Here is a 24,399-nt window from a genome sequence, read left to right on the forward strand (position 1 = left end):
TCTTGTATACTGTTTTGAATCAGTTAAATAGATAATGAAGTGCAGGACGCAGTTTTAATTTTACAAGATGGCAAGTGCTTTTGGGGAAAATCAGTAGGTAAAAAAGGCAAGTGCATAGGCGAGGTTTGTTTTACCACTGGTATGACCGGTTATCAGCATACTATAACTGATCCTTCTTTTGCCGATCAAATTATAACGTTCACTTTTCCTCATATTGGTAACATTGGAATAAACCATAAAGATAATGAAGGAAAGAAAATTTTTGCAAGTGGTGTGGTTATGCGTGAACTTTCTTCTATGTCCCACCCTTCTTCATATATCAGTTTAAATGATTGGTTAGAGAAAAATAACGTGATTGGGATATCAGGAGTTGATACTAGAGCTTTAACAAGACATTTGAGAGAACATGGATCTCAAAATGGAATGATATGCTCATCGAGTAAGGCGCATGCATTAGACAAATTGAAGGAATACAAACCTGTAAATGGGATAGAAATAACTAATAAGGTTAGTTTAAATAACAGTTTTGAAAATAATAGACTAGCGGAGCACTTTGTCATCCAAGTAGCTGACTACTCGGATCCAGCAAAAAATATATGGATTCCAGTGTCACGCACTGGAATGACATCAGATAGAGCTATTGACCTTAATGCAAAATATAGGATTGTAATCGTTGATTTTGGCGTAAAAATCAGTATAGTTTCACGCTTAATAGAACTTGGTTGTACAGTTGAATTAATCAGACCAAGCACAGGTTTTGCTCAAAAAGTGTTGAGTATGAATCCAGACGGTATAGTGCTTTCAAATGGTCCTGGTGATCCGCAAGAAATAGGAGAAAGTGTAGTTTCAGAAATAGACATTATTATAAAATCTAAAATACCAATTTTTGGCATATGCATGGGCCATCAATTACTTGCGATTACTTTGGGGGCAAAGACCATCAAGATGGATATAGGTCACCGAGGGAGTAACCATCCAGTTTATGATGTCATTAGTGGAAAAGTTGAGATCACTAGCCAAAATCATGGTTTTGTTGTTGATTCAGCTTCTCTTCCAAGTAATGTTGAAATTACTCACATTTCTCTATTTGATAATAGTGTAGAGGGAATAATGATGAAGGATTACCTAGTCTTTTCTGTGCAATATCATCCAGAAGAAGCGCCAGGTACGCATGATTCGCATTATTTGTTTAGGCGTTTTATTGGCAATATTGTGTTATATAAAATGAAATCTGCATGATTTTAATCAGGGTAGGTTTTATTGCTTGATTTTTTAATTTTAGGCGTTTAGTATTAAATACAATAAGAGCTTAAGTTAAGATGCTAAAATAGTATTCTCTTAACAAATTTTTGCGGAGGAGTGACCGAGTGGTTAAAGGTAACAGACTGTAAATCTGTCCGCGTGAGCGTACGTAGGTTCGAATCCTACCTCCTCCATTGTGCGGGTATAGCTCAATGGTAGAGCTCTAGCCTTCCAAGCTAGTGACGTGGGTTCGATTCCCACTATCCGCTCTTTTTTTTGTTGTATTTTTATAAAATCAACATATTATTTATTGATGTATTTGTATTTTAGGTAGAAAAGTTTAAATTATGACAGCAATAGTGGAAGCATTTGGAAAGCCGCATGTAAATGTGGGAACAATAGGGCATGTGGATCATGGGAAGACGACGTTAACAGCGGCGATAACGAAGCATTATGGAAATTTTGTAGCGTACGATCAGATAGATAAAGCGCCAGAAGAAAGGAAGAGGGGGATAACGATAGCAACAGCGCATGTTGAGTATCAGACGGAAAAAAGGCATTATGCACACGTTGATTGTCCTGGACACGCTGACTATGTAAAGAACATGATAGTAGGTGCAGCACAGATGGATGCGGCGATATTGGTAGTGTCGGGGGTTGATGGGCCAATGCCACAAACGAGAGAGCATATATTGCTGGCGAAGCAGGTAGGTGTTGGATATATCGTGGTGTATATAAATAAAGCTGATGTTGCTGATGCTGATATGATAGATTTAGTAGAAATGGAAGTGAGGGAATTACTGAGTAAATACGGATTTCCAGGGGATGAAGTGCCTGTGGTGGTTGGTTCAGCGCTCAAGGCGCTGGAGGATGACAGCAGCGAATATGGAAAGAAATCAATAGATAAATTGATGGAAAAGTTAGATGAATATGTAGCGGTTCCACCAAGGCCTGTGGATTTACCATTTTTATTGCCAATCGAAGATGTATTTTCGATATCGGGGCGAGGAACAGTGGTAACAGGAAGAATAGAGAAGGGAGAGATAAAGACGGGAGAAGAGATAGAGATAATAGGTCTGAAAGCGACGCAAAAGACGATATGCACAGGTGTTGAGATGTTTAAGAAGTTGCTGGATAAGGGAAGTGCAGGACTCAATGTAGGAATATTGTTAAGAGGAACAAAAAGAGAAGAAGTGGAGAGAGGGCAAGTATTAGCGAAACCGGGGACGATAACACCGCATAGAAAGTTTAAGGCGGAGGTTTATATATTAAAGAAAGAGGAAGGAGGAAGGCATACACCATTTTTTGCGAATTACCAGCCACAGTTTTATTTAAGGACAACGGATGTAACTGGGAGCATAAAATTGCTAGATGGGAAGGAGATGGTAATGCCAGGAGATAATGTGAGTGTAGAAGTAGAATTGCAAGTACCGATAGCAATGGATAAGGGATTGCGTTTTGCGATAAGAGAAGGCGGTAGAACTGTTGGTTCTGGTGTTGTTTCTGAAATTTTGGAGTGAGTGTAGTAACTAAGATGAAGCAAGATATATATATTAACATTAAGGCTTTCGATTGTTCTTTATTGGAGGAGTGTGTTCGAAAATTTGTTGATGAATTAAAGCGGTCCAGTGCAAAATTATCTGGTCCGATTGCGTTGCCAAGGAAAGATTCTAAATTTATTGTTAATAGATCTCCTCACGTTGATAAAAAATCTCGTGAACAGTTTGAAATGAGAACTTCTAGGCGTTTGATTGTTTTACATGATCTTACTCCTACTATGATGCAGATGCTTACAGGTTTATCTTTTTCTGCTGGCGTAGAAGTGGATTTAAAAGTCAAGGAAGTTAAGGTTTAGGAGAAGGAAATGAAGAGAATAAATTCGCTGAGGAGAATTGGTTTACTAATGATGAATATTGGTCATACTGCTATGTATTCTGACAATAGTCGCATGGCTGTAACTTTATTGCATCTCAGCGAAACTCATATTATTGATATAAAAGGACAAGATAAATGTGGCTATAATTCAGTCATTTTAGGCACAGGAGATTTTAAAAATATAGCAAAACCTCAGTTGGAATATTTAAAGAAAAAGGGTATAAATAATAAATGTAAGTTATACGAAAGTAGATTAAATGACCTGTCGGGAATAGAATGTGGTAAAAAAGTGGGAATCAATCATTTTGTGGTTGGTCAATATCTTGATATTACGGGTTATTCTATAGGTAAAGGATTTGCTGGTGTGATGAAGCGGCATAATTTCAGTGGGCTTAGGGCATCTCATGGTGTTTCTATTGCTCACAGATCACAAGGTTCCACTGGCCAATGTCAGGATCCTGGTAGAGTATTCAAAGGAAAGAAAATGGCTGGTCATTTAGGTAACAGCAGGATAACTGCACAAAATATGAAGATATTATCCATTGATCATGAAAATAGTATAATTGCTGTGAAGGGTAATAATGTTCCTGGGTTTAAAAATTCCTATGTTTTTGTAAGAGATGCAGTTAAAAAATCTTTACATAAAGATGTTCCTTTTCCGGTAGGTTTACTGTTAGATGTAAATGATGATGCTAGTAATTTGGTAAGTTAGTTATGGAATGTAATTTAGTTAATCTATCTAATGATAATGTAGGTACTGCTCAGCTCAATCCTTTGATATTTTCTGCTAAGCAAAAATTGAGTATTTTGCATGATATAGTGAGATGGCAATTAGCGAAGAGAAGAGCTGGTACTCATAAAACAAAAGGTATTAGTGATGTCTCTGGTACAACAGCTAAACCTTATGGTCAAAAACGTACCGGTAGGGCAAGACAAGGGAGCTTGCGATCTCCTCAATTTAGAGGTGGTGGGATTATTTTCGGCCCTGTTGTGAGGAGTCATACTTATTCTCTTAATAAGAAGGTACGCAAATTTGGTTTAAAAATTGCTTTATCTCTAAAGTATTTAAATAATCAAGTAATTATTCTGGATAATTTAAATATTGATGTGAAGAAAACGTCTGAAATGTGTAAATGTATTAAAAATTTTAAATTTTCTTCCTTTTTGATAGTTGGTGATTATGGAGATGATTTGTTGCGTGCGGCTAAAAACTTGCACTATGTAGACTTAATCAAACCTATTGGGTTAAATGTTTTTGATATATTGAATCACGAATGCGTGATGTTGACAAAGGATACTTTAAAGCATCTTGAAGGTAGATTGTTATGATCAAATATAATAATATAATAAAATCTCCTATAATTACAGAAAAGGCCTCTTTTTTGAGGGAGAAGTTTAATAAATATTCTTTGTATGTTTTTGTAAATGTAAATAAGCGTCAAATAAAGTTGGCAATAGAGTTTCTATTTGATGTTAAAATTTCTTCTATAAATGTTGTTAGAATTAAGCCTAAATATAGGCGTTTTAGGGGTGTGGTTGGTTGTGAAAAACAGAAAAAGAAAGTTTATTTTTCTTTGATGGATGGTCAAAAATTAGATATAATGAGCGTTTAGTATGGGTATGAAATTTTTTAATCCTGTTACTCCGTCTTCTCGTGGGACTGTGTTAGTAAGTAAAGTTGGTTTATCAAAAGATGAGCCAGAAAAGTCTCTTACATCCGGTAAAAAGTCCAGTGGTGGAAGAAATAATCATGGTAGAATTACAACTCGTCATAGGGGTGGTGGTCACAAAAAGAAGTATAGAGTGATAGATTTTAAGCGTAATAGAAGTGGTCAAGGTATAGTTGAAAAAATAGAGTATGACCCAAATAGAAGTGGGTTTTTGGCGTTAATATCATATAAGGAAGATGATATTAAGTCTTATATATTAGCTCCTCAAGGTATGAAGCCAGGTGATGTTGTTACAGCTGGGAATGATGCTGATATTTTGCCAGGGAATTGTTTACTACTCAAGCATATACCTGTTGGTTCTTTCGTTCATAATGTTGAGCTGAAGCCAGGTAATGGTGCTGCGATTGCTAGAGCTGCTGGTTGTTATGCACAAATCGTTGGTCGTGATGGCCAATATGTTTTATTACGACTCAGGTCTGGTCAAATTAGGTTGATTTTATCTTCTTGCAAGGCTACTATTGGTGTAGTATCTAACCCTGACCATAAGAATAGAAAGTTGGGTAAAGCTGGGAGAAGTAGGTGGCTTGGGATTAGACCTACTGTACGTGGAGTTGCAATGAATCCGGTTGACCATCCTCATGGAGGCGGGGAAGGAAAAACCTCTGGTGGTCGTCATCCTGTTACTCCTTGGGGTGTTGCAACAAAAGGAAAGAAAACTCGAAGGAGAAATAAATCTAGTGATAAGTATATAAAACAATTGAAAGGTTAGTTTATGAGTAGATCTGCATGGAAGCCTCCTTTTTGTCATCCTTCTATATTAAAGTCGGTGAATAATGCTTTAAACAAGGGGTTTGTTAACATGGCTATAAAAGTTCATTCCAGGGCTTCTGTAATTCTTCCTAATTGTTTAGGTTTAAAGTTTGCTGTTTATAATGGTAAGGATTACATTCCTGTGAATGTTAATGATCAGAATATGATAGGTCATAAGTTTGGTGAGTTTTCACCCACTCGTAAATTTACTGGGCATAGTGGTGATAAAAAGGCGACAAGAAGGTAATTGATATGAAAAACAGAGATGTAATAGTTAAAGCTGGTTCTAGGGTTTTAAAATCAACTCCTCGTAAATTGAATTTGGTTGCTGGTTTAGTACGTAATAAAAAAGTTTCTTTTGCCACTGTGCAATTAAGATTTTGTGAAAAGAAAGCTGCAGGTCTTATAAGGAAGGTATTAAATTCTGCGATTGCTAATGCTCAAAATTATGGATTGGATATCGATAATTTATATATAAAAGAAATTTTAATAGGTAAGTCTCTTACTTTGCGTAGGGTATGTCCAAAAGCTATGGGTAGAGCTAATAGAGTTAGTAAACGTTATAGTAATATAACTGTAAAATTGGGGGAAATTATATGATTCATAAAAATAGAAAATTAATAAGGAAAGTGCAAAAATATGGGAAACGTTAATCCTAAAGGATTTAGGTTAAAAATAATTAATACTTGGTCATCTATTTGGTATGCTGAGAAGGGTTATAAACAAGGGTTGCATCAAGATTTATCTATTCGCAGTTATATAAATGAATCTTTTAAGCATGCTGGTGTTTCTAAAGTAATTATAGAGCGTACGATCGATTTGGTATCTGTAATAATACATTCTTCTAGACCTGGAGTGATAATAGGTAAGAAAGGCTCGGATATTGAGAAGATAAAGCAAAAGATAGCTGAAAAAGTAAAAAATAATGTGGAAGTGAATGTAGTAGGGGTTAAAAGGTCTGAAATAGATGCAGTTTTAATATCAAACAGCATTGCACAGCAGTTAGAAAAAAGGGTTTCATTTAGAAGAGCGATGAAAAAAGCTATTCAAAGTTGTTTGAGGATGGGTGCTAGAGGTATTAAAGTAAGTTGTTCTGGGCGCCTTGGCGGAGCTGAGATAGCTCGTACTGAGTGGTATAAAGAAGGCCGTTTGCCTTTGCATACTTTACGTGCTAATATAGATTATGCTTTTGCTGAAGCAAAAACTATATATGGCATCATAGGAGTTAAGGTCTGGGTTTATATTGGTAACTAATTAGGTATATTGAAATGTTTATTCCTAAAAAAAGTAAATATAAAAAAGTATTTAAAGGACGAATTAAGGGTAACACGAAAGGTGGTAGCACATTATCTTTTGGAGATTATGGTCTAAAGGCTATGGAAGCAGGTAGGATTCAATCTAAGCATATTGAAACTGCAAGGCGTGTAATATCTAGAACATTAAAACGCTCTGGTAAAGTGTGGATAAGAATTTTTCCTGATACCCCTGTTAGTAAAAAGCCGGCGGATGTGCGTATGGGTAAAGGGAAAGGTAGTGTTGAGTTTTGGGTATTTAAAGCTAAGCCCGGTAGAATGTTGTTTGAAATTAGCAGTGATGTTCCCATGCATTTAGCAAGATTGGCGCTTGAAAAGGCAACTGCTAAGCTTCCTATGAAGTGTAAATTTGTATCTAATCATAATTAAATGGAGTTGCAATGGATATAGCTGACATTGAATCGAGGTCCTCGCAAGAATTGCATGAAATTCTTGTGAATTTGAGAAAAGAGTTTGTTAATTTGGTTTTTCAAAAGAAGCTGGGCCAGTGCAACAATATTTCGCGTTTTAGCTTAATAAGAAAGAGCATAGCTCGTATTTTAACTACATTAAATAAAAGAAGAAGAGAGGAAAAGAATGCCTAAAAAGGTTTTTTGTGGTACTGTAACTAAGGCTAAGTGTGATAAGACTGTAAAGGTTTCGGTATTACAAGTGTATAAGGATGAGCTGTATAAAAAGGTTATAAAAAAATACAAGAAGTATACAGCACATGATGAGAATAATAGTTGTAAAGAAGGGGACAAGGTTTTAATACAAGAACACAAGCCTATTTCTACTACTAAAAAATGGGTTATTGTTAATAGCTCACATTGAATAGGATATTTATATGATTCAAAAAAATACATTGTTGGAAGTAGCTGATAATTCTGGCGCGCGTGCAGTGCTTTGTATTGGTTTATTGGGTGGTAGAAAGTCTGCATCTATAGGTGACACAGTTATTGTATCTACTAAATCTATTACTCCAAGAGGGAAAGTTGAGAAGGGAAAAGTATATAGAGCAGTTGTGGTGAGGGTGAAAAGCCCTATTAGGAAATCTGATGGTTCTGTAATTCGTTTTTCTAGCAATGCTGTAGTTTTGATTAACGATCAAGGTGAACCACTTGGCACTCGGGTGTTTGGTCCGGTAAAAAAGTTATCATCTGGTTCTTTTATGAAGATAATGTCATTAGCTGTTGAGGTTTTATAATGAGTGCTAAAATAAAAAGTGGTGACGACGTTATAGTTTTAACTGGTAAAGATAAGGGAAAAATTGGTAAGGTAATCAAAGTTATAGCACGTGATGCTAAAAAGAAAGTAATTGTTTCTGGAGTGAATGTGCATAAGAGACATACTAAACCAAAAGCTGGTAGTAGTGGTGGTATATTAAATAAAGAGTTAGCTATTGATATATCCAACGTTGCAACATTGGACCCTAAATATAAAACTCCAACTAGAGTGGGGTTTAAGGTTATAGACGGTAGAAAAGTGCGTTTTGCAAAAGTTTCTGGAGAAGTGATAGATTAGGTTGATATGTTTAAAGAATTGTATAAAGATAGCATAGTAAAGTCCTTGAAGGATAAGTTTAATTACGGCAATATAATGCAAGTGCCTAAACTTGTCAAGGTGTGTATCAATATGGGCGTTGGAGATGCTGCTACAGATAGTAAAGCAATAAATGAACCACTTGATAGCCTATATTTGATTGCTGGGCAGAAGCCTTTATCAACTTTTGCAAAAAAATCTATTTCTGGCTTCAAGATCAGAAAAGGTGCTACAGTAGGTTGCAAAGTAACTTTGCGTAGAGATAAAATGTATGAGTTTTTAGAAAGATTGATATATATTGCTTTGCCAAGGGAAAAAGATTTTAGAGGATTTAGTGTGAAGCAATTTGACGGTAATGGTAATTTTTCCTTTGGTATAAAGGAACATATCTCGTTTTTAGAAATAGACTATGATAAAATAAGTAAAATTAGAGGTATGGATATTAATATTATAACAAGTGCAGTTAGTGATAAGGAAGCAAAGGAATTATTACTGGCTCTTAAATTTCCTTTTTTTGATTAATTGAGAGGAGAAATATATGGCAAAAAAATCTATGATAGAAAGAAATCTTCGCAGAATAAAGTTGTGCGATCAATATAAAGAAAAAAGAGAAAAATTGAAATCTATAATAAATAATAAGAATTTGTCTATTGTAGAAAGGTTTACAGCTCAAAATAAATTAATTAAAAAATTGCCTAGAAATTCTTCTAAAACCAAAATTAGAAATAGGTGTGCTTTAACTGGGAGACCAAGAGGAGTATATAGAAAATTTGGTTTATGTAGAATTGTTTTGCGTGATTTATGTTCTTTTGGGCAAATTCCAGGAGTTACAAAGTCTAGTTGGTAAATATAATATAAGGAGTATATTGTGGCGTTATCTGATAGTATTGGTGATTTTTTAACAAGGATACGTAATGCTCAATTGGCAATGCATAGGGCAACAAGGGTACTATTTTCTAAGATGAATTCTTCTATATTGGAGATTTTAAAAGAGGAAGGGTATATCCTTGATTATGAAAAGCAAGTTGTAGATAATTTACCTTCTTTCATTGTAAAATTGAAGTATTATGAGAAGTCACCTGTAATTAGTGACATAGTTAGGGTGTCAAAGCCTGGTTGTCGTCGTTATTCTAAGTATAAGGACATTTCTAAAGCATATAATGGTCTTGGTATTTTTATTATATCGACACCCAAAGGAGTGATGACTGATTATAATGCACATAAATTAAAGGTTGGTGGAGAAGTTTTGTGTCGTGTGTTTTAAATAATAGGAGAAATTCATGTCTCGTATAGGTGCTGCTCCTATCAATATTCCTGCTGGTGTTTCAGTTGAATATAATAATGGTAGTATGTTAATAAAGAGTGCTAAGGCTGAAAAGGAAGTTAGCTTGATCAGGGATGTTGTGTGTCAGATTATTGATAATCAGCTATTGCTTTCTGTTGATCAAGATAAAGATAATTATGATAAAATAAAGCCTATGTGGGGCACTTATAGGAGTAATATTAATAATATCATTAACGGCATGGTTGATGGTTTTTCTGTTAATCTTGAGATTAACGGTGTGGGATATAAGGCAGAGTGTGATGGTAAGTATTTGACTTTATATCTTGGTTATAGCCATAATGTTAAATATAAAGTGCCTAAAGATGTTGAGATTAAGTGCATAAAGCCAACTCACTTAGTAGTTAGTGGTATGGATAAGCAGAAGGTCTATATGGTGGCGTCTGATATATGCAAAATTAGAAAATATGATCCTTATAAAGGTAAGGGTGTTGTAATAAAAGGCAAATTTATGCTGCGTAAGGTTGTAAGTAAAAAGAAGTAATAAAAATGAAAAGATCGTATAATTTTTTAAGTAATTCTGAAAAAAGGAAGTTACGTAATAGAGCGAAGCTTGACAAGAGCGCTGAACGTTTACGTATATCCATATTTAAATCTAATAGGCATTTTTATGTCCAGTTAATTAATGATGTAAAAGGAATAACTCTCACTTCAGCTTCTACTTTGGATGCTAAAATTAAGGATGTATGTAAAGGGAAAGTCAACGCTGAAACTATAAAACAGGTTTCTTCTTTAATGGTTGAGCGTCTGTCTGGCATGAAATTAGAGCAGCAGCTTACGTTTGATCGTGGAGCGTATAAATACACAGGATTAGTTTCTCAATTTGCTGAGGCTTTAAGAAGTTCTGGATTTGAATTTTAGAAGGTTTTGAATATGGCTATAAAGAATTTACAAAATAATAATGATTTATCAGAGCTTTTAGTTTCGGTACGAAGAGTGACAACGGTTACCAAAGGTGGTAGAAGATTTTCATTTTCAATTTTGGTTGTTGTTGGCGATGAGAAGGGTAGGGTAGGGTGTGGAATAGGTAAGCACGCAGAAGTTGCTGAAGCAAGAGTCAAAGCTGTAAATGCTGCAAAGAAATCAATGATTAGAGTGTACTTGCGTGAAGGTAGAACTTTGCATCATGATATTAAAGCTAAATTTTGTTCTGGTGAGATAGTTTTAAGAACCGCAAGAGCCGGAACAGGTATTATTGCTGGTGGAGCGATTAGATCAGTTTTTGAGGTGTTAGGTATAAAGGATGTGGTAGCTAAATCCACTAGATCAAATAATCCTCATAACGTTATATGTGCGGTGTTTAAGGCTTTTGATAGTATGTTATCTCCTCGTCAGGTAGCAAGCAAAAGAGGCAAAAAGATTAGCGAGATAGTTGGAAACAGGTAAAGTATGAATAATGCTGTAAAATTAAACTCTATATTTACTAAATTATCTAAGAAAAAGAAGCCTAAGTTGCTGGGTAGAGGTATCGGTTGTGGTAAAGGTAAAACATCCGGTAGAGGGCATAAAGGGCAGAAGGCTAGAAGTGGAGTTTCTATAAATGGTTTTGAGGGTGGACAACAGTCTATATATACTCGTTTGCCTAAAAGAGGTTTTAAGCCTATACGTAGGAGCATATACTCTATAATTAATGTTGGCGATATACAGCGCTTAATGGAAGCTAAAAAAATAGTGAAAGACTCTGTTATAGATAAGGAGAGGCTGTATAAATTAGGTTTTATAAAGTCTATTAAGGATAAAATTAAACTTCTTAATAAAGGTAAGTTGAGCGAAAAATTTGTGTTTCATGTTGATTTTGCGTCAGAAGCTGCAAAAAAATCTGTAGCTTCAGTTGGTGGTAGTGTGGAAATACTATCGTAAGTCATGGGCAATAAATCAGCATTTAATAGCTTGGATCCTACGTTGTTATATAAAGGCGATTTATTAAAGCGTATATTTTTTACGCTAATAGCTTTAATTTGCTATCGCTTGGGTACTTATGTGCCTATTCCTGGAATTAATCTTGATGTAATTAATGATATATTTCCCAAAGATGGCTCAGGCGTTTTTGGAGTATTTAATTTATTTTCTGGTGGTGCATTGGCTAGAATGACAATTCTAGCATTGAACGTTATGCCATATATAATGGCTTCTATCATTATTCAGTTACTTTCTTCTGCGATTAAAGGAATGAAGGAAGTTAAGAATGATGGAGAGTCAGGCCGTAGAAAGATGAATTCTTATATACGCTATCTGACCATAGTAATTTGTGTATTTCAATCAATTCCAATTTTGGTTGGATTGGAAGGGATGAATAGGGAAGGGGTATTGGTTGTAATCGAACCTGGTGTTATGTTTCGTACAATAGGTGTTTTCAGCCTTTTAGGTGGAACTATGCTTTTAATATGGCTTGGTGAACGAATCAGCGCTAGCGGTATAGGCAATGGTATCTCATTAATCATTTTCACGGGTATAATATCAGAGTTACACAGCGCTTTGTCATCTTTGTTAACGTTAAATAAAAACGGTAGCGTATCGTTATTTATTATCCTTTTTGTTTTGGTATTGTTTTTTTTGCTGCTACTCTTAGTCATTTTTGTAGAGTCTTCTTATAGAAAGGTTATTGTTCAACATCCTAAAAAGCAATTTAAAAGATTACATAATGACGATTTTACTTATATTCCATTGAAGATTAATTTATCTGGTGTAGTACCAACCATTTTTGCTAATGCAATTTTATTGACACCTATTTCAATTGCAAATTTCTATAAGGGGCACGCTTTTTCTGATTTTATTTTGAATTACTTTATGGCAAATAAAGTAGTATATATTGTAGCCTATTTGGTGCTGATAGTATTTTTTAATTTTTTCTATACCAATTTTATATTTAATCCAGAGGAAAACGCAGATTTTCTTAAAAAAAATGGTGGTTTTATACCTGGTAGAAGGCCTGGGAAACATACTTCTGATTACCTTCAAGATATAGTTTTTAAGTTGACATTCATTGGCTCTGCGTATTTGGTAGTCATATGTACTGTACCTGAAGTTATGAGATATTATTATGATATACCATTTATTTTTGGTGGGACGAGCTTACTGATTATAGTGAACGTTATTACTGATACTATTATGCAAATACAATCTTATATTTTTTCAAATAGGTACGACAACTGGATAAAGAAATATGAGTCTAAAACGAGGAAAGTAAGATGATCATTACGATTTTTGGTCCTCCAGGTTCTGGTAAAGGTACTCAGTCAAGCTTGTTAATAGCAAAATATAATTTAAAATTAATTTCAGTAGGGGATTTATTAAGGAATATTATATCTAGCAGTAGTGAGTTAGGTAAAAAAATAAAGGGTACCGTGGAATCTGGTAATTTAATTCAAGATGAAATTATATGTGGATTATTACGTGACCAGCTTGCATTAGTGGATGATAATTGCTTATTAGATGGTTTTCCGAGAAATTTAAACCAGGCTCATTTTTTGACTCAAGTTTTGCAAGAAAAATATAATAGGGATGTTGACATTGTAGTTGAGCTGCAGCTTGACGATAATATTGCAATCGATAGGTTAAAAAATCGTCTCGCGTGTTTGGACTGTAAAAGCATATATAGTGTATCTTCTTTTAAGAGTACTACTTGTGCTAAATGTAAAAGTACGAGGTTAGAGAAAAGAATTGATGATGCTGATATGTCTGCAATTAATAAGAGAATAAGTGAATATCACCTTCAAATGAAAGGTTTACGCGAGTATTATAAAGGCAAATTATTAACAATTGACGCTAATTTGAGTGTTGATGAGGTAACGCAAGAGATTGAAAGTAAAATTTCTTGTAATTTGGTTTGACTCTGAGTTGTTTTATGGTATAAATTAAGAGTTGTTATTAATAAAGTATCGAGGTACCAGTGGCACGTATTGCAGGCATAAATATTCCAGTGAGGAAATGTGTTCCTTTTGCATTAACTTATATATATGGTATAGGTATTGCTACTGCGAATGTAATTTGTCACGCTTGCGAAGTTGATAAGCGCAAACGTGTTTCAGAATTACGAGATGAAGATATAGAAAAGATCAGCGGTTTCATTAGACAAAATTATGTTATAGAAGGTGAGCTCAGAAAAGAAGTGGCTATGAACATAAAATCTTTAGTGGAAATGGGATGCTATAGAGGGGTGAGACATAGAAAAGGTTTACCTGTGAGAGGGCAAAGGACTCATACTAATGCTAAGACTCGTAAAGGTAGATCTCGGTTGCCTATTGCTGGGAAAAAATAAAATTTATTATTATTGTGAGTTTTAATGAAAAAAGTCAAAACGGTTAGTAAGAGTAAGAAGGAGTTTATTACTGGTGTTGTCCATATTCGTGCAACTTTTAATAATACTTTTGTAAATGTAACTGATGTTCATGGTAATACGCTATGTCAAACTTCTGTGGGTGCATGTGGTTTTTCAGGTTCGAGAAAATCCACACCTTATGCTGCAGGTAAGGCTGCGGAGTCTGCTGCGAAGAACGCAATGGAGAGATTTGGTATGAAGGTTGTCTCTGTAATAATTCGCGGCCCTGGCTTTGGTACCGAAGCTGCGGTTAAAGCACTTCAGAGCTGTGGGTTGACTGTGACTTCAATTGCAGATAAAACCGCAATTCCTCATAATGGGTGCAGGTTAAGAAAAAAAAGAAGAGTATAGGATATTTGAAAAGGTTGTTTTATGTATTATAATAATGATGTTTCTCTCTGTAGCAATTTAGATAAATTGATTAAACCTAGTTCAGTTAAGGTAATATCAGATGATTCAAGTGAAAAAAGTGATATAGTGCTAGAACCGTTGGAAAGTGGTTTTGCTTTAACATTAGGCAATGCATTAAGACGTGTAATGTTATCTTCTCTTAAAGGTAGTGCTGTTTATGGAATAAAAATTGAAGGTGTAACTCATGAGTTCACTTCAATTCAAGGGGTGAGAGAAGACGTAACTGATATAGTATTAAATATGGGTATGTTGAGGTGTAAATTAAATGGTGCTTCTAATAAATGCTTAAATTTAAACGCTAAAGGGCCTTGCCAGGTATTAGCTGGGATGATAGAAACTGATGATCAATGCTCTATTGTTAATAAAGATTTGTTAATATGTACGCTGGGGCAAAATGTGGAGCTTAACATGACCATATATGTGGCTAGCGGAAAAGGTTATCTTCCTGTAACTAAATATAAAGAAAATGAACTTTTGAAGCTTATGAGTGAACAGGATTTAATTGGTTTTATTCCAGTTAATGCTTTGTATAGCCCTGTCAACAGGGTTTCGTACAGGGTAGAGAACAGTCGTGTTGGCCAAGTGACTGATAAGGATAAGCTGATATTGTCAATTGAAACTGATGGTACAATTTCTCCGAGTCAAGCTGTTGACTCTGCTGCAAGAATATTACAGGAGCAACTTCAGCCCTTTATTAGTTCTGATGTAAGTTATAAAAAATCGCAGGTTTCTTCGTCTAGTGGTGCTAAAGATTTGGGTTATGACCCTGTCTTATTGCGTAAGGTAGATGAAATGGAATTATCTGTCAGGTCTCATAACTGTCTGAAAAACGAAAACATCACTTATATAGGTGATCTTGTACAAAAGACAGAAGGTGAAATGTTAAGAACTGCTAATTTTGGCAGAAAGTCTTTGAATGAGATTAAGGCAGTTTTGACTAATTTTGGCTTGTCTTTGGGTATGAATGTGCTAAACTGGCCACCTAAGGATATAGATGAGTTGGCTAAACAACATACTGATGAAGATTAGGTGATATATGAAACATGGAATAAAAAAACGTAAACTATCTCGTTGTACTGAACATAGATTATCGACGTTAAAGAATCTATCTATCTCATTAATTAACCATGAGCAGATTGTAACTACTTTACCAAAAGCTAAGGAACTTCGTCCATATGTCGAAAAGTTTATTACAATTGCTAAGAATAAGAATACTTTACATGGTAGAAGACTTTTGCTTTCACGCCTTCATAATAGTAAGTTAGCAGTTGATAAGTTATTAAACGTCTTAGCCAGCCGTTATCAAGATCGTAAAGGTGGGTATTCTAGAATAATAAAATTTAGCACTCGAAAGGGTGATTGCGCTTCAATGGCAGTGATAGAACTGGTTGATAGGGATATTGCAGCAAGAGGTAAGGTTTATAGTAAAAATAAAGAAGGAGGCAAAGTAGTTACACAAAGTTAATTGTTATCATAATTGTTCTTCTTGTGGTAAGTAGGTTACGCTACTTTGTAGGTTACTTTGGCGAGTTATTAGTTTTAGTATATTTAAAACTGAAATGGTATAATGTTATAAAACGCCGTTACCGTTGTAAGTTCGGTGAAATTGACTTAATTGTATCTAAAAAAAAGGAGCTGATTTTTATAGAAGTTAAAACAAGTTTACTTGGAAAAGAAATACCGATATCTCATCTTCAATGTCAGTCTATTATAAATTCTTCTAAGTATTTCTTAAGTAAAAACCTTAGTTTTTTAGATTATTCAGTCAGATATGATTTATATTTTCTTTCCTTAAAGAGAAGACCTGTTTATATAAAAAATGCTTGGATTGAAGAATGAAAGATTTGTAGCTGAATTAATTTAGATTTACTGGATTTAATATGAAAAAGACCCAATACAATAATTTAGTTTCATCTTACGCTAGAGTGCTATTTCATGTCTCAGGAAGCAGGTTAGGTATTATAAGGAAAGAAGTAGAATTTTTGTTGGCTTTTTTTAAGGATCAACGTGATGTTTTTGTGTACCTATCTCATCCTATGATTTCTTTTGCACACAAAAAAGAAGTGATGCTTTCTATAAATGAGCACTTGAGTGAGAATTTAGTAAAATTTATTATGGTTATATTTGCAAATAAACGCTCTAGTTTATTGATCCTTATATTAGAAAAATTCTTAAGTCTTGCAAGAGAAAATGAAAATGAATTCGAAATTACTATAAAGTCAGCAGAAACTTTAAAGGAATCTGATATAAAAATAATTACTGAATCTTTGAGCTTTCTTGGTAAAATAATAAAAGTAAGCAATGTGGTTGACCCTTCTATACTAGGTGGCTTCGTAGTTAGGTATGGTTTTAATTTGATCGATGCTTCGCTAAAAAGTTACTTGGATAGGTTAGTTGACTTAAGTAAAATGGAAATATTAAAAGTAAGGAATTTTGTATGAAGAACAGTATGAATGTTTCTGAGATAGCAAGTATAATAAGAGAAAAGGTTGAGACGTTTGATAATCCTATAAAGCGGGAAAATATAGGTGAAGTAATTTCAGTAACAGATGGTATCGCATTGGTTTATGGGCTGGAAAAAGCAAAATTCGGTGAAAAGGTATTTTTTGCAAGTGGTGTAGAAGGAATAGTTCTCGATTTAGATCATAATACGGCTGGAATAGTTGTGCTTGGTAATGACCGTGATGTGAAAGAAGGGGACGTTGTAAAATGTAGTGGTGATGTTGTGCAGGTGCCTGTAGGGCATGAATTGTTAGGGAGAGTTGTAAATGCGTTGGGCCATCCTATGGACGACGGTGGGGAAATTAGAGCCAAAAACAGAATGGATATAGAATCTAAAGCGCCAGGCATTATTGATCGTAAGTCTGTGCATGAGCCACTGCAAACAGGAATTAAAATTATAGATTTGCTAATTCCAATAGGTAGAGGGCAGCGTGAATTAATTATTGGTGATAGACAAATTGGTAAAACTACTATTGCGCTTGATACTATTATCAATCAGAAGAAGATTAACGATGAGGTAAACGAAAATCAAAAAGTTTACTGTGTTTATGTTGCTATTGGGCAAAAAATTTCAACAGTAGCAAAAGTGGTAAATAAGCTGAAAGAAAGCGGAGCATTAGAGTATACAACTGTAGTTGTGGCTAGTGCATCTGACTGCGCGCCTATGCAATTTTTAGCACCTTATGCTGGTTGCACTATTGGGGAATTTTTCCGTGACAATGGAATGCATTGTTTGATTATATATGATGATTTATCTAAGCATGCTGTGGCATATAGGCAGATGTCTTTATTGCTCAGACGTCCTCCTGGTCGTGAAGCTTACCCTGGAGATATATTCTATGTACATTCTCGCTTGCTTGAAAGAGCTGCTAAAATGTCTGATAAAAAAGGGCAGGGTTCTTTAACTGCTTTGCCAATTGTCGAAACTCAAGCTGGTGATGTATCTGCATATGTGCCAACAAATGTTATTTCAATTACCGATGGGCAGATCTTTCTTGAGTCTGAATTATTTTATAAAGGATTTCGACCTGCAGTAAATATAGGTTTGTCAGTTTCACGGGTTGGTTCTGCTGCACAACTAAAGTCTGTGAAGAAAGTTGCTGGTTCTATAAAGCTAAGCTTAGCTCAGTATAGAGAATTAGAAGATTTCGCAAAATTTGGTTCTGATCTTGATGCTAGTGTTCAATTATCCTTGAATAAGGGTAAATATCTTGTCGAGTTATTAAAGCAAAAACAACATTTACCTATGTCAATAGAAGAACAAGTAGTGCTGATGTATATTTTTTCTAACCTATATAATCAGTTAAGTAAAATACAAATAAGTTACATTAATAAATTTGAACATGATCTTATTAATTATTTTCATACTGTGCATCCTGGGGTTTTAAAAAAGTTGTCAAATGACATGAGTGATGATATAAAAGGTGATATTTTTAACATTGTGAGTAATTTCGTTACTCAATTTAATTGCGTTTAGGTGGTGATTATGGCTTCATCCATTATTAATAAATTTCCTATAACGAGTGAAGGTTTTGAGAATATGCAAGCCGAACTTGAAAAATTAAAGGAAGAAAAACCTTCTGTGATACAGGCTATTTCTGATGCTCGTGATCAAGGTGATTTGTCTGAAAACGCAGAGTATCATGCAGCACGGGAAAGGTTAGGTTTTATTGAAGGCCGTATAATGGAGATAGAAAGTAAGCTCTCACATGCGGAAGTAATAGAAGTAAAAAATTTGTCTGGTGATTCAGTAATGTTTGGTGCAACTGTGACATTAAGCATGTTAAGTGATAATAACGGTGAAGTGGAATATGTTTATAAGGTTGTAGGCGAATATGAAGCTGATGTTTCAAAGCAGTTAATATCTACTAGTTCACCACTTGGGAGTGCCTTAATCGGCAAAAAAGTCGGTGAATATGTGGAAGTGACAGTGCCAAATGGAGAGAAATTGTATAAAATAGTTAAGATTGAATTTAAGTAAATTATTATGGTACAGGCCACTTATGCTTCAATGAGTCTACCAGGTATTTCTTCTGTGGAAGATGTATTAGAGGATGCTCGTTCCGGTAAATTATTCATTTTAGTTGATGATGAAAATAGAGAAAATGAAGGCGATTTGATTGTCTTAGCTGAGAAAATAAAGCCGGAACATATGGCTTTTATGGTTAGGTACGGTACAGGGGTTGTTTGCTTAGCAATGACTAAATTTCACATGAAAAGGTTGGGCCTTAATTTCATGGAAAAGAAAAATATTGGTGAAAATCATACCGCATTTACTACATCAATTGATGCACGTTATGGCATTACAACCGGTGTTTCAGCAGAGGATAGAACGAAAACTATACATGCTGCTATCAACAAGGATGGTACTCAGGATGACATCATAACTCCAGGTCATGTTTTTCCTGTAATTGCACATAAAGGTGGGGTGGCACAACGTGCTGGTCATACTGAAGCGAGTGTTGAAATGGCGAAGTTAGTAGGGTTTGATCATTCAGCAGTTATTTGTGAATTAGTGAATGATGATGGCTCTATGATGCGCTTACCTCAGTTACTTAAATTTGCTGAACAACATAAAATTAAGTTAACTACCATCGACAAACTTATCAGTTACGTTAAAAATTTAAACTAGCGTTTATAAATTTGTATAATTTAAGTGTTAAAATGTAGAATTTCTATAAATTATACAAGCACAGAATTTTCATGTTTAGAGTTGCTAAGTTTTTGACCTTATTGTTCTTTTTTGCATATTGTAATAATGCTTACTCTATTAACATTATTAGAGATAGTGAAGTGGAAGCAATAGTGAAAGAGCTAGCACAACCTTTATTTTCTGCTGCGGATATTGATCATGAGCAAATAAAAGTTTTTATAATTAATGACAATTCGATTAATGCTTTTGTAATTAACAATAACAGTATTTTCATTCATTTAGGACTTTTACAATATTCGGCTAAACCTTATGTCCTGCTTGGTATATTAGCACATGAGATTGCTCACATATCTGCTGGTCATATATTGCAAATGAGTAGTGCTATGGGTTATTTTCAATCGATAGCAATGATTAGTTATATGGTAGGATTAGTTTCTAGTATTATCATTAACCCTCAGGTTGCTGGTGCAATTTTGCTTAGTGGTGTAGCGTTTAGTTCAAGGCTATTTTTTAACTATTCTCAAGAGCAAGAAAGTGTAGCAGATAGCTATGCTTTAAGGTATCTTGATGAATCTGGCTATGATAATTCAGGTATGAAAGAGATTTTTGATTATTTTAAAAGTATTGAGCATGAGAACACCGAGGAATATTTCCGCACTCACCCACTTAGTGAGAAACGTATATTTGCTGTACAAAATTATAAGGTTAAAAACAACGTAAAACCAATTTTTGCGGATAAGTTACTAAAGTTTGAGCGTGTGGTTGCCAAGCTAGACTCTTTCTTTGCTCCTATTCATGTGTTATCTAATAAATATGAAAATAATTCTGAGTATGTAAATGCTATAGTTTGCTATAGGCAAGGAAAGATAGAAGAGGCTATTGCTAAAGTTAATTCATTGATTCAAGAGTCACGCAATGACCCATACCTATATGAATTAAAAGCAGAAATGCTATACAAGGCCGGAAATTTAAGTGAAGCAATAAAAATGTATGAGGAATCGCTTAGGTATTTATCTGAGAAAAACAGTTATTTAGTGAAACTTGCATTATCTCATACTTTATTATTACACGGTGATGCAAAAAAGGCGATTTTTTACCTGGAGCAGATTTTGAATGTAGAACCAGATAACGCTTTTGTCTGGAAGTATTTAAGCATTGCATATAAATGTGAAGCTGATACGGCAATGCATTATTTTGCCTTGACAAAAAAGGCTTGTATTGAAGGTGATTTAAAGCAATTTACAAAATATGCTGAGCTAGCTGTTAAAACTTTACCAAAAGATAGCCCTTATTTGTTGCAAGTTGAAGATATGAAGCGGTTTAATGGATAACAAAAAAGCATTTCTGCACTTTTTGGATTATTTTTGTCCACACTTTTCCAACATAGTTTTTGCTTCATCGCTTACGTTGGGGATAATTTTCGTTATGATAGTTTTAGCGCCAAAAAATACACCACAGAACATGCCAAGAGCAAAGAGGGCTGGCCACGGCATCCTGCCAAATATTGCAAGCAAAGCTGCACCAATTATTACTACCGTCATAAGTGGACCGCCTATCCCCCAAACATAACCAATAATATTGCATATTACTTTAGTTGTGTCATCCATATCAGGGTCAGCTGCATAACCTGAGAAAGAGAAAAGCAATACTACGCAAAAAACACTAAAAAATTCCATTATAGAGCTCATTTTTTTGCCTCTAAGTAATAAATTAACCTAAACCTACACATTTTTTATTTTAAAGTAAAAATTATAATTTGTCCATACATAAGTGTTGCTACATAAATAACCCACCATTAATATTGAGCACATGCCCTGTTATATATTTTGCTTCATCACTTGCTAAAAACAAGACCCCTGCTGCTATTTCTTCCCCTGTTCCCATTCTTTTCATTGGAATATTATCTAATATTTTTCCCTTTTGTCCTTCATTTAAAACTTCAGTCATTTTAGTATCTATAAACCCAGGAGCAATACAATTTACTGTTATATTACGACTTGCAACTTCTTTTGCTATGGATTTGCTCATAGCTATTATTCCAGCTTTAGACGCCGCATAATTTGCTTGCCCGGCGTTTCCTGTCAGCCCTATTATTGAGGAAATATTTATAATTCTTCCCCAATTATTCTTAATTAGTTTTCTGCATGCTTCTCTACTCAGCTTAAATGTAGAGCTCAAGTTAATATCAATTACTTTTTGCCATGCTTCATCTGTCATTCTCAATAATAAACTGTCTCGCGTAATACCCGCATTGCATACGAGCCCGTCAAAGCCTTCCATCAGCTCACTTGCTCTATTTATTAGTTGATTTACTTCCTCAGCATTTGATAAATCACAAGGGAGTACATGCATGTTTTTTTCATATTGTTTAGCAACTTCTTCGAGCACTTCTTTTTTTGTGCCAGAAATACATAAAGTTGCTCCGGCTTTGTGCATAATTTTTACAATTGCTTGCCCTATTCCGCCTGATGCGCCAGTAATCAGGAACTTTCTGCTTTCCAATTTAAGCATAATAACTTTATATTATCTTAATTCCTAACAGAATATTGACTAGTTGGCAATAGATTTCTTACATAATATAAGTAACTCAGATATTCACAAAATAAAGAAAAAGTTATAATAAAGTTAAACGTCAAAAAATTTTAAAAACATAGTTGATGCAGGAATTGTTACTAAATAGTTTATTCTGGTGCTCTACAGTCTAAATGGAATGCTTAAATTATAGATTCTTTGTTTTTGTGTGTTATCTTGAGTTAACACAAATTCACAGTAGTATTATGATAAGTAAGTTAAAAAAGCTTAGCGCTGGATTTTCTTTGACAGGCTTGATTGGCCATGGTGATAATATAAATATGCAAGGAGCAAAAAATAAAAAGAAGAAGTACCCAAAATTTTTGGATAAGACGTTTGCATTGATTGATGCAGTGATAAATTTTATTTTAAAACGCGAAAGTAATAACGTAAATGAAGTCCTGAAAGTAACATGGGGACCACTATTTTTTGGTCTGGTAGTAATACTCATCTTTTTTGGGATAGGTGGTATTTGGTCGGCTATAGCTCCAATTGACGGTGCGGTGCATGCAAGTGGAGAAGTTATTGTATCTTCAAATAGAAAAATAGTTCAACACTTGGGCGGAGGAATAATAAGCAAAATTTTAGTAAAAGAGGGTCAAGCAGTTAAAAAAGATGAGCCTCTAGTTTTGTTGAGTGATGTTAACGAGAAGGCGAATTTAAGTATCATCAAAGAGAAGCTCTTATCATTTTTAGCAACAGAAGCAAGGCTTCTTGCAATCAGAGTAGATTTGGACACGCTCGAGTTTCCTGATGAGGTTAAAAAATTATCTCACGATGAACTTGTAAATAAAGCGATAAAGAATCAAGTAAAGTTGTTCAACTCTCAGAGAAAGAGCATATTGGGAAAAACAGACATACTGCAACAACGTATAAAGCAGTTAAATGATGAATTAGCGGGGCTAAACTTTCAACTAAATGCAGCTCATAAGCAATATGACTTGATAACTGAGGAGTTGGAAACAAAAAGACAATTACTTGATAGTGGCCATATAAGCAAACCACACATTTTAGCTTTAGAAAAGCAGTTTGCTGAAATTGAAGGCAGAGTTGGACATTACCGTTCTGCAATATCTCAAGTGCAGCAAAAAATTGGAGAGAACGAATTAGAAATTATAAACGTGAGAAATGATTCTCAAGAAAGAGCAAACGCTGAACTTAAGGAAGTTAGTACGTCTATTGCAGACTTGAAAGAGAGACTGATGGTTGCTGAAGATTCATTAGCACGTACAATAATTAAATCGCCTCAAGATGGGATAGTCACAGATATAAGATACCATACTGAAGGTGGTGTTATACAATCTGGAGTTCCGATCATGAGCGTAGTGCCATCGGATGATGACCTAATAATAGATGCTAAAATTCAGACCAGAAACATAGAAGAGATACTGTCAGCACAAAAGAAAGATAGCAACATAGTCTCTATTGATGGGCTAGAAGGGCTAAAGGTTAAAGTTCGTTTAAGTGCTTACAGTGCACGTCGTTTAAGTTTAATTAATGGTATAGTAAGCAATATTTCTCCCGATGCCCTTGATGATCCAAGGCTAGGGCGTTATTATTCAGTACGTGTAGTGATACCAAAACCAGAGCTTGCTCAGTTTAAAAACGTATACCTATACCCTGGTATGCCAGCAGAAGTGTACATAGTTACTCAATCTCGTACTCTTTTATCATTCTTGTTTACGCCTATAATTGCAACAGTCGATAGGTCTTTTATAGAAAGGTAGCTCACTCGTTAAAGTAGTAGTGAAAGTGCCGTAATAAAATTTAGGTACATAATTAGACAATAGGCTTCTTGACCTTACCCAGAAAAAGTGGAGAGAAAGAAAGGAGTTTTTTCGGGTAAAATAAAATTTTTGAGGATTAGAAATGGCAAGAGAATATACGGCAGAATTCAAATTGGAAGCTGTTAAGCTGGCAAATGAACAAAGAAAGGCAGGTCAAACAATTACAAAAATAGCAAAGGATTTAGGAATAAAGGGTGGTTTATTAGGAAAATGGATAAAGAAACACAACGAAAAAAAGTCGGCAGCAGATGCATTTCCAGGTAGAGGTAACATGGCTCCTTACGACAAAGAGAGGTTTGATTTACAAAGAGAGTTAGCAAGAGTAACAAGGGAAAGAGACATTAGACTTCTTTCGAAACTAGGATAAAGCAGTAAAAATAGTAA

General features: G+C 34.7%; 38 protein-coding genes and 2 tRNA genes. 38 read left to right on the forward strand and 2 right to left on the reverse strand.

Translation table 11 applies throughout. The annotated features are described in order from the left end of the window. The first annotated feature begins 39 nt into the window (after positions 1-39). The 36 genes from carA to ACICQD_RS04150 all read left to right on the forward strand — a co-directional run bounded on the left by carA (position 40) and on the right by ACICQD_RS04150 (position 20,988). Positions 40-1,239, forward strand: coding sequence for a glutamine-hydrolyzing carbamoyl-phosphate synthase small subunit (gene carA / locus ACICQD_RS03975; RefSeq protein ID WP_010962760.1), 1,200 nt, complete (start codon positions 40-42; stop codon positions 1,237-1,239). A 114-nt stretch (positions 1,240-1,353) separates the two neighbouring features. After that, a tRNA-Tyr gene (locus ACICQD_RS03980) sits at positions 1,354-1,436 on the forward strand. A 4-nt stretch (positions 1,437-1,440) separates the two neighbouring features. After that, a tRNA-Gly gene (locus ACICQD_RS03985) sits at positions 1,441-1,511 on the forward strand. Between the two features lie 78 nt (positions 1,512-1,589). Further along, positions 1,590-2,762 carry an elongation factor Tu gene (gene tuf / locus ACICQD_RS03990; RefSeq protein WP_010962759.1) on the forward strand — a complete coding sequence of 391 codons (1,173 nt, stop codon included), beginning with the start codon at positions 1,590-1,592 and terminating at the stop codon, positions 2,760-2,762. A gap of 14 nt (positions 2,763-2,776) precedes the next feature. Then, positions 2,777-3,097, forward strand: coding sequence for a 30S ribosomal protein S10 (gene rpsJ / locus ACICQD_RS03995; RefSeq protein ID WP_012673184.1), 321 nt, complete (start codon positions 2,777-2,779; stop codon positions 3,095-3,097). A gap of 9 nt (positions 3,098-3,106) precedes the next feature. Then, a complete protein-coding gene (rplC, locus tag ACICQD_RS04000; RefSeq protein ID WP_010962757.1) occupies positions 3,107-3,829 on the forward strand; it encodes a 50S ribosomal protein L3 in 723 nt (240 codons plus the stop codon). A gap of 2 nt (positions 3,830-3,831) precedes the next feature. Continuing rightward, positions 3,832-4,446: a 50S ribosomal protein L4 gene (rplD, locus tag ACICQD_RS04005; RefSeq protein ID WP_012673183.1), complete on the forward strand. Its 615-nt coding sequence runs from the start codon at positions 3,832-3,834 to the stop codon at positions 4,444-4,446. After that, positions 4,443-4,730 carry a 50S ribosomal protein L23 gene (locus ACICQD_RS04010; RefSeq protein WP_395461619.1) on the forward strand — a complete coding sequence of 96 codons (288 nt, stop codon included), beginning with the start codon at positions 4,443-4,445 and terminating at the stop codon, positions 4,728-4,730. Before rplD ends, ACICQD_RS04010 begins: the two co-directional genes overlap by 4 nt. 1 nt (position 4,731) lies before the next feature. Then, positions 4,732-5,556: a 50S ribosomal protein L2 gene (rplB, locus tag ACICQD_RS04015; RefSeq protein ID WP_015589143.1), complete on the forward strand. Its 825-nt coding sequence runs from the start codon at positions 4,732-4,734 to the stop codon at positions 5,554-5,556. A gap of 3 nt (positions 5,557-5,559) precedes the next feature. Continuing rightward, the gene (gene rpsS / locus ACICQD_RS04020; protein WP_006279181.1) at positions 5,560-5,844 is read left to right on the forward strand and encodes a 30S ribosomal protein S19; all 285 of its coding nucleotides are present in this window, start codon (positions 5,560-5,562) and stop codon (positions 5,842-5,844) included. Positions 5,845-5,849: 5 nt separating this feature from the next. Then, positions 5,850-6,197 carry a 50S ribosomal protein L22 gene (gene rplV / locus ACICQD_RS04025; protein ID WP_007549821.1) on the forward strand — a complete coding sequence of 116 codons (348 nt, stop codon included), beginning with the start codon at positions 5,850-5,852 and terminating at the stop codon, positions 6,195-6,197. 39 nt (positions 6,198-6,236) lie between these two features. Further along, positions 6,237-6,851 (forward strand): 30S ribosomal protein S3, encoded by a 615-nt coding sequence (gene rpsC, locus ACICQD_RS04030; protein ID WP_010962753.1) that lies wholly within the window; start codon positions 6,237-6,239, stop codon positions 6,849-6,851. A 14-nt stretch (positions 6,852-6,865) separates the two neighbouring features. Then, the gene (rplP, locus tag ACICQD_RS04035) at positions 6,866-7,279 is read left to right on the forward strand and encodes a 50S ribosomal protein L16 (protein WP_010962752.1); all 414 of its coding nucleotides are present in this window, start codon (positions 6,866-6,868) and stop codon (positions 7,277-7,279) included. Between the two features lie 11 nt (positions 7,280-7,290). Continuing rightward, the gene (gene rpmC / locus ACICQD_RS04040) at positions 7,291-7,494 is read left to right on the forward strand and encodes a 50S ribosomal protein L29 (RefSeq protein WP_006279350.1); all 204 of its coding nucleotides are present in this window, start codon (positions 7,291-7,293) and stop codon (positions 7,492-7,494) included. Next, a complete protein-coding gene (gene rpsQ, locus ACICQD_RS04045; RefSeq protein ID WP_007549925.1) occupies positions 7,487-7,723 on the forward strand; it encodes a 30S ribosomal protein S17 in 237 nt (78 codons plus the stop codon). Before rpmC ends, rpsQ begins: the two co-directional genes overlap by 8 nt. Before the next feature lie 13 nt (positions 7,724-7,736). Beyond that, a complete protein-coding gene (rplN, locus tag ACICQD_RS04050) occupies positions 7,737-8,096 on the forward strand; it encodes a 50S ribosomal protein L14 (protein ID WP_006279348.1) in 360 nt (119 codons plus the stop codon). Continuing rightward, the gene (gene rplX / locus ACICQD_RS04055; RefSeq protein ID WP_006279347.1) at positions 8,096-8,413 is read left to right on the forward strand and encodes a 50S ribosomal protein L24; all 318 of its coding nucleotides are present in this window, start codon (positions 8,096-8,098) and stop codon (positions 8,411-8,413) included. The genes rplN and rplX overlap by 1 nt, the downstream gene beginning before the upstream one ends. A 6-nt stretch (positions 8,414-8,419) precedes the next feature. Beyond that, positions 8,420-8,953: a 50S ribosomal protein L5 gene (gene rplE, locus ACICQD_RS04060; RefSeq protein ID WP_010962750.1), complete on the forward strand. Its 534-nt coding sequence runs from the start codon at positions 8,420-8,422 to the stop codon at positions 8,951-8,953. A 16-nt stretch (positions 8,954-8,969) separates the two neighbouring features. Then, on the forward strand, positions 8,970-9,278 hold the full coding sequence (gene rpsN / locus ACICQD_RS04065) for a 30S ribosomal protein S14 (RefSeq protein ID WP_006279345.1): 309 nt from the start codon (positions 8,970-8,972) through the stop codon (positions 9,276-9,278). 21 nt (positions 9,279-9,299) lie between these two features. After that, on the forward strand, positions 9,300-9,695 hold the full coding sequence (gene rpsH / locus ACICQD_RS04070) for a 30S ribosomal protein S8 (RefSeq protein WP_007551150.1): 396 nt from the start codon (positions 9,300-9,302) through the stop codon (positions 9,693-9,695). 16 nt (positions 9,696-9,711) lie between these two features. Next, the gene (rplF, locus tag ACICQD_RS04075) at positions 9,712-10,257 is read left to right on the forward strand and encodes a 50S ribosomal protein L6 (RefSeq protein ID WP_007551152.1); all 546 of its coding nucleotides are present in this window, start codon (positions 9,712-9,714) and stop codon (positions 10,255-10,257) included. 5 nt (positions 10,258-10,262) lie between these two features. Next, a complete protein-coding gene (gene rplR, locus ACICQD_RS04080; RefSeq protein ID WP_006279867.1) occupies positions 10,263-10,634 on the forward strand; it encodes a 50S ribosomal protein L18 in 372 nt (123 codons plus the stop codon). 12 nt (positions 10,635-10,646) lie between these two features. Next, positions 10,647-11,159 (forward strand): 30S ribosomal protein S5, encoded by a 513-nt coding sequence (gene rpsE, locus ACICQD_RS04085; protein ID WP_010962748.1) that lies wholly within the window; start codon positions 10,647-10,649, stop codon positions 11,157-11,159. 3 nt (positions 11,160-11,162) lie between these two features. Then, positions 11,163-11,633, forward strand: coding sequence for a 50S ribosomal protein L15 (rplO, locus tag ACICQD_RS04090; RefSeq protein WP_006279863.1), 471 nt, complete (start codon positions 11,163-11,165; stop codon positions 11,631-11,633). Positions 11,634-11,636: 3 nt separating this feature from the next. Continuing rightward, complete coding sequence (gene secY / locus ACICQD_RS04095) at positions 11,637-12,965, forward strand: preprotein translocase subunit SecY (protein WP_010962747.1); 1,329 nt, start codon at positions 11,637-11,639, stop codon at positions 12,963-12,965. Beyond that, the gene (locus tag ACICQD_RS04100; protein WP_007550178.1) at positions 12,962-13,603 is read left to right on the forward strand and encodes an adenylate kinase family protein; all 642 of its coding nucleotides are present in this window, start codon (positions 12,962-12,964) and stop codon (positions 13,601-13,603) included. The genes secY and ACICQD_RS04100 overlap by 4 nt, the downstream gene beginning before the upstream one ends. Positions 13,604-13,662: 59 nt before the next feature. Then, positions 13,663-14,031: a 30S ribosomal protein S13 gene (gene rpsM, locus ACICQD_RS04105; RefSeq protein ID WP_010962745.1), complete on the forward strand. Its 369-nt coding sequence runs from the start codon at positions 13,663-13,665 to the stop codon at positions 14,029-14,031. Between the two features lie 24 nt (positions 14,032-14,055). Beyond that, positions 14,056-14,442, forward strand: coding sequence for a 30S ribosomal protein S11 (rpsK, locus tag ACICQD_RS04110; RefSeq protein ID WP_015589137.1), 387 nt, complete (start codon positions 14,056-14,058; stop codon positions 14,440-14,442). 21 nt (positions 14,443-14,463) lie between these two features. Further along, positions 14,464-15,531 carry a DNA-directed RNA polymerase subunit alpha gene (locus ACICQD_RS04115; protein ID WP_012673178.1) on the forward strand — a complete coding sequence of 356 codons (1,068 nt, stop codon included), beginning with the start codon at positions 14,464-14,466 and terminating at the stop codon, positions 15,529-15,531. A gap of 7 nt (positions 15,532-15,538) precedes the next feature. Continuing rightward, on the forward strand, positions 15,539-15,967 hold the full coding sequence (gene rplQ, locus ACICQD_RS04120) for a 50S ribosomal protein L17 (protein WP_007550873.1): 429 nt from the start codon (positions 15,539-15,541) through the stop codon (positions 15,965-15,967). Positions 15,968-15,990: 23 nt separating this feature from the next. Beyond that, on the forward strand, positions 15,991-16,341 hold the full coding sequence (locus ACICQD_RS04125; RefSeq protein ID WP_012673177.1) for a YraN family protein: 351 nt from the start codon (positions 15,991-15,993) through the stop codon (positions 16,339-16,341). A 41-nt stretch (positions 16,342-16,382) separates the two neighbouring features. Next, positions 16,383-16,943 carry an ATP synthase F1 subunit delta gene (gene atpH, locus ACICQD_RS04130; protein ID WP_010962742.1) on the forward strand — a complete coding sequence of 187 codons (561 nt, stop codon included), beginning with the start codon at positions 16,383-16,385 and terminating at the stop codon, positions 16,941-16,943. Further along, positions 16,940-18,481, forward strand: a complete 1,542-nt coding sequence (gene atpA / locus ACICQD_RS04135) for a F0F1 ATP synthase subunit alpha (RefSeq protein WP_182320407.1) — start codon at positions 16,940-16,942, stop codon at positions 18,479-18,481. The genes atpH and atpA overlap by 4 nt, the downstream gene beginning before the upstream one ends. A gap of 9 nt (positions 18,482-18,490) precedes the next feature. Next, positions 18,491-18,985 carry a transcription elongation factor GreA gene (gene greA, locus ACICQD_RS04140; protein WP_077190318.1) on the forward strand — a complete coding sequence of 165 codons (495 nt, stop codon included), beginning with the start codon at positions 18,491-18,493 and terminating at the stop codon, positions 18,983-18,985. 6 nt (positions 18,986-18,991) lie between these two features. Beyond that, complete coding sequence (gene ribB / locus ACICQD_RS04145; protein WP_007549343.1) at positions 18,992-19,636, forward strand: 3,4-dihydroxy-2-butanone-4-phosphate synthase; 645 nt, start codon at positions 18,992-18,994, stop codon at positions 19,634-19,636. Between the two features lie 71 nt (positions 19,637-19,707). Next, positions 19,708-20,988 (forward strand): M48 family metalloprotease, encoded by a 1,281-nt coding sequence (locus ACICQD_RS04150; protein ID WP_174515763.1) that lies wholly within the window; start codon positions 19,708-19,710, stop codon positions 20,986-20,988. A 27-nt stretch (positions 20,989-21,015) separates the two neighbouring features. Here ACICQD_RS04150 and ACICQD_RS04155 read toward each other — a convergent pair whose 3' ends face one another. Further along, positions 21,016-21,345, reverse strand: coding sequence for a TrbC/VirB2 family protein (locus ACICQD_RS04155; protein ID WP_395461620.1), 330 nt, complete (start codon positions 21,343-21,345; stop codon positions 21,016-21,018). An 88-nt stretch (positions 21,346-21,433) separates the two neighbouring features. Further along, complete coding sequence (gene fabG, locus ACICQD_RS04160) at positions 21,434-22,168, reverse strand: 3-oxoacyl-[acyl-carrier-protein] reductase (protein WP_015589136.1); 735 nt, start codon at positions 22,166-22,168, stop codon at positions 21,434-21,436. A gap of 266 nt (positions 22,169-22,434) precedes the next feature. Here fabG and ACICQD_RS04165 point away from each other — a divergent pair, with 266 nt between their 5' ends. Next, the gene (locus ACICQD_RS04165) at positions 22,435-23,955 is read left to right on the forward strand and encodes an HlyD family type I secretion periplasmic adaptor subunit (protein ID WP_174516815.1); all 1,521 of its coding nucleotides are present in this window, start codon (positions 22,435-22,437) and stop codon (positions 23,953-23,955) included. 142 nt (positions 23,956-24,097) lie between these two features. Next, a complete protein-coding gene (locus ACICQD_RS04170) occupies positions 24,098-24,382 on the forward strand; it encodes a transposase (RefSeq protein WP_395461621.1) in 285 nt (94 codons plus the stop codon). Positions 24,383-24,399 lie beyond the last annotated feature (17 nt).

Origin of the sequence: Wolbachia endosymbiont (group A) of Therophilus tumidulus (genome assembly GCF_964277345.1) — a bacterium.
Classification (GTDB): Bacteria; Pseudomonadota; Alphaproteobacteria; order Rickettsiales; family Anaplasmataceae; genus Wolbachia; species Wolbachia pipientis.